This is a genomic window from Acetobacter musti (genome assembly GCF_011516835.1).
Taxonomy (GTDB): domain Bacteria; phylum Pseudomonadota; class Alphaproteobacteria; order Acetobacterales; family Acetobacteraceae; genus Acetobacter; species Acetobacter musti.
The window spans coordinates 102998-111721 of sequence record NZ_WOTB01000011.1; the positions used below are offsets into that span (position 1 = coordinate 102998).

Here is an 8724-nt window from a genome sequence, read left to right on the forward strand (position 1 = left end):
GTGGCCAGGGCACGGAAAGGTGCCGGATTGTCTTTTGCAACCACTCCGGACAGCCTGTGAAGACTGAGTTTCATATCAGGGAGAAACAGAATGTCCCGCAGGGCTCTTATTGTCGGTGCGACAGGGATTGTCGGCCAGAATCTTGCAAACCGGCTCGTGGCCGACGGCTGGACCGTTTACGGTCTTGCGCGGCGTGTCGGGACGCTGCCGGGGACTGTCATTCCGGTGGCGGCGGATACGCTCGATCCGGTATCGCTGCGCGCGGCGCTGGCGGAGATCGTGCCGACGCATGTGTTTTTCACGACATGGACGCGCCAGGCGACCGAGACGGAAAACTGTGCGGTCAACAGCGCGATGATCCGCAATGTCTTTGAGGCTCTGCCGAAGCCGGAGGCGCTGGTTCATGGCACTCTGGTGACGGGGCTGAAGCATTATCTCGGGCCGTTCGAGGCGTATGCGAAAGGGGCGCCGCCGCAGACGCCGTTCCGGGAGAGCATGAAGCGGCTGGATCTGGAAAACTTCTATTATGATCAGGAAGACGCGCTTTTCGCGGCGGCGGAGACGTTCGGGTTTTCCTGGACGGTGCATCGTCCGCATACGGTCATCGGCTATGCGATCGGCAATCTGATGAACATGGGCACGACGCTGGCGGTGTATGCGACGCTGTGCCGTGAGACGGGGCTGCCGTTTGTCTTTCCGGGGTCGCCGGCGCAGTGGAACGGTCTGACGGACGTGACGGATGCGCGTCAGCTTGCCGATCAGATCCTGTGGGCGGCGCAGAGTCCGGCCGGGCGCAATACGGCTTTCAATGTTGTCAACGGCGATGTGTTCCGCTGGAACTGGCTGTGGTCTGAACTGGCGACCTGGTTCGGGATCGAGGCGGCGGCTTATCCGGGCCATGCCACGTCTCTGGAACAGGTGCTGGCCGGAAAAGGCGCGGATTGGTCAGCAATCGCCGGGAAATACGGGCTCCGGGAGACGGTGCTCGACCGTCTGGCGTCGGCCTGGCACACGGACGCCGATCTTGGCCGGCCCGTCGAGTGTGTGACCGATATGAGTAAAAGCCGCAAACTCGGTTTCAGCGGATATCGGTACACGCCTGATTCGTTCTTCGATCTTTTCGAGCGGCTGCGGGCGGAACATTATATTCCGTAAGATGCTGTCTCAAAAGTCAAAGAGACAAAAACTTTCATACCAGGCTGATGATGTTGTGTTTTTTAATTATGAGGACCTGTTCGCCTAAGTCAGCCTCAGAAAGCACTTCACGGCAAGCTTTTGATAAAACGATAAAAGTTTTTGGGTGCCGCCTTTTTTCAAAAAGGCGGCGTCTTCCGAAGCTTTTTGAAAAAAGCTTCACCAAAAACTTTTTTATAATCTACACGAGGTTTCACAGGCAGGCCTCTGAACCAGGACAAAAACCCGGCACCTCTTTGCAGATTTCATGACAGAAGCCTGAGAACGACATATCTCAGTCAAACCTGATCTCCCGCGTCTCCCCGAACGCCATCGGAGCAAATCTGTCGGGAGCGATCCCGGCCCAGGCGACAGTATCGGCGAGGCAGCGTTCCGGCTCTCCCAGCGGTTCACGCGAGAGCGGGAAGACGCCGTAATGCATGGGGATGCCACGCCGGGCCTGGAGGGCCTGAAAGGCGGCGACAGCTTCGACAGGATCGGCGTGAACGGCTTTCAGAAAAGCGCGGGGAGCGTAGGCGCCAATCGGAAGCAGAGCGAGATCGGGTGGCCCGAGGCGGTCATGGATAATCCGCCAGTGCGGGCCGTGCGCACTGTCCCCGGCGAAAAAGACGGAAAGCGGGGGCTTGTCGCCAGCTTGCGGTATACGGAGCATAAAGCCGCCCCAGAGACGCTTCGCCGCGTCCCAGGGAGTGCGCTGGGCGAAGTGACGGGCAGGAGTGCAGGTGATTCCGGCGTCGCCCATGCGAATGGTCTGCCACCAGTCCGCCTCCGCGATGCGGGTCAGGCCGGCTTTGCGGAGGATCTCGCCGTTGTTCAGCGGAGTGACGGTGACGGGGTTATCGCGACTGGCGATACGACGCAGCGAGGGAAGATCCAGGTGATCGTAATGGCAATGTGAGATCAGAAGCAGATCGATTTTCGGCAAATCCTCCAGGTGGCGTCCAGGGGCGCGGAAGCGCTTCGGGCCGAAGAAGGAAAATGGCGAGCAGCGCTCTGAGAAAATCGGGTCGGTGAGAATGGTCAGCGTTCCGCCGTCTTTCTGACGAAAGCGGAGCAGGAAGGTGCAGTGACCGATCATAGTGACGCTGACGGCACCGGCCTCCGGAAGGTCGTGCGGGTCGCCGACGGGCGCGGGATCGCAGATACGCGGAGGATTTTCGTCCCGGACCATGGAGAGCATCCAGCGCAGGAACAGGGCGGGTCTGATGCCGCGTCTGCGCCGGATGGCGGAGGAAATTTCCGGGGCGGGCTCGTCGGGCCAGGCAGGCGGGCGCGGCGCGGGCTGCCAGGCAGAGGGAAGAGGCGGATTAGTGAAGTGCTGGCCGTCACAGTGGTCGGAAACGGGAAAAATGAAGGGCATCAGGCTGTGAAGTTCCGGTGTCTGGTTCGGTAGGGGCCGTTGTTCAGGATGCGACCCCGGCGCCCGAAGTTGTTTTATCAGGGAGCATTTCAGCAGTCTGCTCACGAAATCTTCTGTAAATTATAAAGAAGTTTTTTCTGAAGCTTTTTTCAAAAAGCTTCAGAAAACGCCGCCGTTCTGAAAAAAGGCGGCCCCCCAAAACTTTTAATTGTTTTCATCAATGCTTTATCCCGGAACGGACAGATCGGTGAGGCGCCGGTGCTCTTCCATGGCAAAACGGTCGGTCATGGAAGCGAGGTAATCGGCGACGACGCGTCTGCGTTCGGCCTCATCCGCGGCGGCGAGGGCCTGCTCGCGCCAGCCATCGGGCAGCAGGCCGGGGGATGAGCCGAGAGTGGCGAAAAGTTCGGCGACGACATGTTTCGCCTTGTGGGTCATGCGGTTGACCTTCCAGTGCCGGTAGAGTTTCGCGAAGAGAAATTCGCGGATCGCGGCGTTGGCGTCGGCAATTTTCGGACTGAACGCGACCATCTGGCGATCGGCATGGCGGACATCGTCGGCGGAGCGCGGATCGAGTTTGCCGAGATTGCGTTTCGTCTGGGTGAGGACGTCCGTGGCCAGGACGTTGATGACGCGGCGGACGGTCTCATGCCGGAGGCGCTGTTCCATGGCGGGAATGGCGACGGAGCCTTCAGCCGGTGGCTCGCCGGTTTCGCCCGCGCCGTAATGCGGGGCGCTGCGGGGCGGCATATGCCGCGCGAGGGAGCGGGCTTCTTTCAGCGCATTGCCGACAATGGGAACATGGGCGAGGTCGTCAAGAGCAAGAAGCCCTGATTTCACGCCGTCATCGAGGTCGTGACCATGATAGGCGATGTCGTCGGCGAGAGCGGCGAGCTGGGCTTCGACGGAGGCGAAGGTGTCGAGTTCGAGCGGATGGGCCTCGTTATAGTCGCGGAGCCAGCCGTCGGGGTGATCGACGGGACCATTATGCTTGGCAAGGCCCTCAAGAGTTTCCCAGGTAAGATTCAGACCGTCGAACTGTAAGTAGCGCCGTTCGAGCACGGTAACCTGTCGCAGAGCCTGGGTGTTGTGGCTGAACCCGCCCCAGGGCGCCATGGCAAGGGCGAGGGCGTCTTCGCCGGCATGGCCGAACGGCGTGTGTCCGAGATCATGGGCAAGGGCGATGGCCTCGGTAATATCCTCATCGACATTCAGATGCCGCGCCATGGAACGGGCGATCTGAGCGACCTCAAGTGAATGGGTCAGGCGGGTGCGGAAGAAGTCGCCCTCGTGGTTGATGAAGACCTGGGTTTTGTACTGAAGGCGCCGGAAGCCGGAGGAGTGGACAACACGGTCGCGGTCACGCTGCCAGGGAGAACGGGTGGGAGATTCGGGCTCTGAGTAAAGCCTGCCCCGTGTGGGCCGTGCGTGAATGGCGTACGGCGCTGTGGTCATGCGGTCCTCGTCTGGCGGTGTCACCGAAGACGAGTTGAGCATGTTTGAGCCGAACTGGCGAGGGCGGCCTCAGAAGAGCACCTCACAGTAAATCCTGATAAAATAATAAAAGTTTCCGGGTGCCGCCGTTTTTCAGAAAGGCGGCGTCTTCTGAAGCTTTTTAGAAAAAGCTTCACCAAAAACTTCTTTATAATTTATAGAAGACTTCACAGGCAGACTTCTGGGACAGTTTCTAAGCGATCCCCCCGGTCACTCCTTCACCCCCTCCGTCATCATCGCCACCAGATCGGACAGATGCCCAAGCTCATTCAGCGTCAGCCCCGGCGGCGGACGAATACTGGCATTGGTGGCACGGGCGATCCGGCGAGGAAGAATAGCAGTGCTGAACCCCAGCTTGGCCGCCTCGCGCAGACGCAGATCCGCCTGCGAAACCTGCCGGAGCTCACCCGAAAGACCGATCTCGCCAAAATAGACCGTCCCGGCAGAGGTCGGCTGACCGGTCGCAGCCGAAATCAGCGCTGCAGCCACCGCCAGATCAGCGGCCGGCTCACTGACACGCAGCCCCCCGGCAAAATTGAGCCACACATCCATCCCCGCCAGCTTGAGACCGCAGCGCGTCTCCAGCACAGCCAGCAGCATGTTCAGACGCCCCGTATCCCACCCGACCGCAGCCCGGCGCGGCGCCCCGTCTCCGGCCTTCGGAGAAAGCAGCGCCTGAACCTCCAGCAAAACAGGCCGCGTGCCCTCAAGTCCGGCAAACACAGCGGAACCGGCAATGTTGCCCCGCCGCTCAGCCAGAAACAGCGCAGAAGGATTGGGAACCTCGATCAGCCCATGATCGGTCATCGCAAAGACACCGATCTCATCCGTGGCCCCGAAACGGTTCTTGGCCGCGCGCAGAATGCGGAACTGATGACCGCGATCCCCCTCGAAATACATCACCGCATCGACCATGTGCTCCATCACACGCGGCCCGGCCAGCGCACCATCCTTGGTGACATGACCAACGAGAATCAGAGCAAAACCCCGCTTCTTGGCCAGCCGGATCAGCTCAAAGGCACAGGCCCGGACCTGGGCGACGGAGCCCGGCGCGCTGTCGATGCTGTCGAGCCACATGGTCTGAATGGAATCGATGACGACCAGCCCGAGCTTCGTCTCGGTATCGAGCGTCGCGACAATATCGGACACATTGATCGACGCAGCCAGCTGCAGCGTCGGAGCGTTCAGCTCCAGCCGCTGCGCACGCATCCGGATCTGATCGACCGCCTCCTCGCCCGAAATATACACGACATGCTGCCCGGTGCGGGCCAGACGGCAGGCGGTCTGCAAAAGCAGCGTGGACTTGCCGATGCCCGGATCACCGCCGACAAGAACAACGGAAGCCGGAACAAGGCCGCCACCAAGCACACGGTCCAGCTCAGCAATATCGGTCTGAATCCTGGGCGGCGGCGCAGCGTTGCCCTCAAGCCCCGTCAGGGTCAGCCGTGTTTTCGAACGACTGGTGCGGGACGCCGTCGGCTCTATGCTTTCCTCGACGATCGTATTCCACTCACCGCAGGCCTCACATTTTCCGCTCCACTTCGGATAAACAGCGCCGCAGTTCTGGCAGACAAAGCGATGAATCGGACGTTTGGCCAAAAGAAAAGGACTCCTGATTGTAAGGCAACCTGCGGTGTATGCCGGACGTTCCGCGCTGTTTTACGCGAATCTTTCACAACAGCACATTGTGTTTCCCGGGCGGCTCTATAAATATTGCGCTCTGTGATCTTTATTGATCGTCAGGGACTTAAGGAGAAGAGCGCGTGGCACGAGCCAGGGCTAAAACATCAGCAGGCCATGTAAGTGCACGGTCGCCGGCCGCGAAACCCTCAGGACGGCAGGGCGTGGCCAGGACCGGTGGAAGCGCGAAAGCGGTTGCGGGAAAAAAGCGTGCCGAAAAAGCGGAAGTAAAGCCGGAAGCGGAAGAGATCGTTGAAATCGTTGCGATCGCCGAGCCGGTCCGGGCAAAAACGCCGCCGCTTCGCGATGCGCTGTATTTTGATTCGGAATGGTATCTGACGAATTATCCGGATGTGGCCAGCGCCGGCGTCGATGCGGCGACACATTACCGGACAGTAGGCTATCAGGAAGGCCGTCAGCCAAACGCGGCTTTCGACGGCAAAGAGTACGTGGCCGCCAATCCGGATCTGCTCGGATACGAGGGTGACCTGTTTCTGCATTATGTTTTTTACGGCGCGTCCGAAGGCCGCCCGCTGGCGCCGTAACGACGCCCTGGACCAGGAGCCTCCCCGCCCGGAACGGCAGCACGCCTGCGGACTGACAGGCCGTGACGGAGGCCGACCGAGGTGAAAAGAGCGCTGCCGGACCGTCTTCAGGCGCGCCTGCTCTCTGAACGGCACCGGCTGCCGCTCTGGCTGCCCGTCGGGCTGGCGGCCGGCGTGCTGGCCTGGTTCCAGCCCCGGTATGAGCCATCTCCCTGGCTGGCTCTGGCGGGGCTGATCCTCTCCCTTCCCATTCTCATCGCAGGCTGGTGGCGTCTGTCCGGACGGCTCGCCGGCTCTGCGCTGCTCTGTGTCTCTCTCGGCTTTCTGGCGGCCTGGACCGAGGGACATCGCGCGCCGCCCATGCCCGAACTGCCCCGGCGCGCGGTCGTTCTGACCGGCTATGTCCTGTCCGTCGAGCAGTTGCCGTCCCGCGCGGAGGGCGATCCCGGCAGCCGGCGCGTGACCCTGTCAGGCGTGCGGTTCATGACCTGGCTGGATGCCGGAATGGCGCCCCTGCGCCGTGATCTGAAGATCCGCCTGCGGGACGATGACGGCCTGGTGTTTGGACCGGGTGACAGGCTGCGGATCCGGGCTCTGCTGAGCCCGCCACCGTTTCCGGTCATGCCGGGCGCGCGGGATCTGCAGCGCGAGGCGTGGTTCGGTGGCCTGGCCGGAACCGGCAGAGCGCTCGGCGCGGCGGCCTTCGCACCGGCCGATGACGGCCTGGCGACAGCCTCCGGCCTGTCGTCCGGACCGGATGAAGCCGGCCGCCATGCTGAGCCGCACACACCGGACGCCGATGACGAAACTACACGGCGGAACACCCCCACGGATCACTGGCCGGTCGAGCGCCTGCGCGAATCCATCGCCGCCCGGATCATGTCGGTGCTGCCCGGCACCGACGGCGCGATAGGCGCAACGCTGCTCGTGGGACAATCGGGCGCCATTCCGGCCCCGGATCGCGATGCCTTCGCCGCATCAGGACTGTCGCATCTTCTGGCCGTGGCCGGACTGCATCTGGGAATCGTGGTGGGACTGGTGGTGGCCGTGACACGCTACGGGCTGGTTTCGGTCGAATGGATCGCGCTGCGCTGGCCCTGCAAAGAGATCGCGGCGATCGCGGGCCTGCTGGGCGGGGCGGTCTATGTTGTCATGACGGGCCTGCATCTTCCGGCGCTGCGAAGCCTGGTCATGGCGGCGCTGGTCGTGCTGGCGCTTGTCACCGGGCGCAGAGCGGCGTCGATGCGCGGGCTGGCGGTCGCGGCGACATTGCTGCTGCTGACCGGGCCATCGGTCCTGCTGGACGTGCCGTTCCAGATGTCGTTCGCGGCCGTGATGGCGCTGATCGTGGGATATGAGGTCCTGCGCCTGCCCCTGATGCGGCTGCATGGCGAAGGGCGGCTGAGCCGGCGGTTTCTGGTGCATGTGCTGATGCTCGCGCTGACAAGTCTGCTGGCCGGCACGGCGACCCTGCCCGTGTCGATGGCGCATTTCGGAGAGATTCAGCCATTTTTCGTCGTCGCCAATCTGATGGCCGTGCCGCTGACAGCGCTGTGGGTCATGCCGGCCGGGCTGGCGGGAGTTCTGCTGGTCCCGTTTCATCTGGAGGCGCTGGCCTTCGTCCCGATGGGTTGGGGGATTCACGCGATCGTCTGGTCGGCGCGGGAAGTGGCGTCCTGGCCCGCGGCACGGATCGCCGTGCCGATGACACCAGGTCCGGGACTGGCGCTGTTCCTGTTCGGGCTATGCTGGCTTTGTCTCTGGACGCGACGCTGGCGGCTGCTGGGTCTCGCACCGATGCTGGCCGGGTTCGTCTCCCCCTTCATCATGCCGTTGCCCGATCTGGTCGTGGCACCGGACGGGGGCCTGGTGGCGGTTCGTGACGGAGAACAGCTTCTGCTGGCCGGCCACTCCCGCGATGCGTGGTTTGAACGGGATGCCCTGGCGCAGGCATTCGCGCGTCCCCTGGCGGATCTGCCTGTAAACGGCGTGCAGGCTGACGGGATGCAAACCGGGGAAGAGCAGGATGCGGGAAGCGAGACAAAGGACGGCGAAATCTCCTGCGGCGAGGATGGTGTGAAGGGCGTCTGTGTAATCTCCCGCGCGGGGCGTTCCGTGCTGCTGCGGGCGGAGGACCGCTCGGACGGCAACGACCTGATTCCGGACAGCGTCTGCGCCGGCATGGATCTGTTCGTGACCGTCACTCCGGCACGGCGGTCCTGTGCCGGCGTGCGGACGGTGGATCGTTTCACAGTCTGGCGGGAAGGCGCTCAGGCCGTCTGGCTGCGGCGCGACGGCATCCGGGTACTGTCGGACCGGGCATGGTCGGGAGAACGGCTGTGGGTGATGCGCCCGGGCGGCCACGGCATTCCCAACCTGCCCCTGGCCCAGGAAGAGTGACCGGAACCAGTCTGTTCTGGAATCATAAAGAAGTTTTTGGTGAAGCTTTTT

General features: G+C 62.5%; 6 protein-coding genes. 3 read left to right on the top strand and 3 right to left on the bottom strand.

Going from position 1 to position 8724, the window contains the following annotated elements; genetic code table 11:
- Positions 1 to 90 precede the first annotated feature (90 nt).
- A complete protein-coding gene (locus tag GOB93_RS10070; protein ID WP_173583374.1) occupies positions 91 to 1155 on the top strand; it encodes an SDR family oxidoreductase in 1065 nt (354 codons plus the stop codon).
- Positions 1156 to 1468: 313 nt separating this feature from the next.
- Here the strand turns inward: GOB93_RS10070 and GOB93_RS10075 are convergent, their stop codons facing one another.
- The 3 genes from GOB93_RS10075 to radA form a co-directional block, all read right to left on the bottom strand.
- On the bottom strand, positions 1469 to 2554 hold the full coding sequence (locus tag GOB93_RS10075; RefSeq protein WP_173583375.1) for an MBL fold metallo-hydrolase: 1086 nt from the start codon (positions 2552 to 2554) through the stop codon (positions 1469 to 1471).
- Between the two features lie 225 nt (positions 2555 to 2779).
- Positions 2780 to 4009 (bottom strand): dGTP triphosphohydrolase, encoded by a 1230-nt coding sequence (dgt, locus tag GOB93_RS10080; protein ID WP_173583376.1) that lies wholly within the window; start codon positions 4007 to 4009, stop codon positions 2780 to 2782.
- Positions 4010 to 4258: 249 nt separating this feature from the next.
- Positions 4259 to 5647, bottom strand: a complete 1389-nt coding sequence (gene radA, locus GOB93_RS10085) for a DNA repair protein RadA (protein WP_173583377.1) — start codon at positions 5645 to 5647, stop codon at positions 4259 to 4261.
- A gap of 245 nt (positions 5648 to 5892) precedes the next feature.
- On the opposite strand from radA, the gene GOB93_RS10090 reads away from it, so the two are divergent.
- Both GOB93_RS10090 and GOB93_RS10095 read left to right on the top strand, forming a co-directional pair.
- A complete protein-coding gene (locus tag GOB93_RS10090) occupies positions 5893 to 6273 on the top strand; it encodes a hypothetical protein (protein ID WP_173583378.1) in 381 nt (126 codons plus the stop codon).
- An 81-nt stretch (positions 6274 to 6354) separates the two neighbouring features.
- On the top strand, positions 6355 to 8673 hold the full coding sequence (locus GOB93_RS10095) for a ComEC/Rec2 family competence protein (RefSeq protein WP_173583379.1): 2319 nt from the start codon (positions 6355 to 6357) through the stop codon (positions 8671 to 8673).
- Positions 8674 to 8724 lie beyond the last annotated feature (51 nt).

Bases quoted from the DNA above. Each gene is read 5' to 3' on its own strand.
- dgt (WP_173583376.1), bottom strand. From the start codon at position 4,009: ATGACCACAGCGCCGTACGCCATTCACGCACGGCCCACACGGGGCAGG.
- GOB93_RS10075 (WP_173583375.1), bottom strand. From the start codon at position 2,554: ATGCCCTTCATTTTTCCCGTTTCCGACCACTGTGACGGCCAGCACTTC.
- GOB93_RS10070 (WP_173583374.1), top strand. From the start codon at position 91: ATGTCCCGCAGGGCTCTTATTGTCGGTGCGACAGGGATTGTCGGCCAG.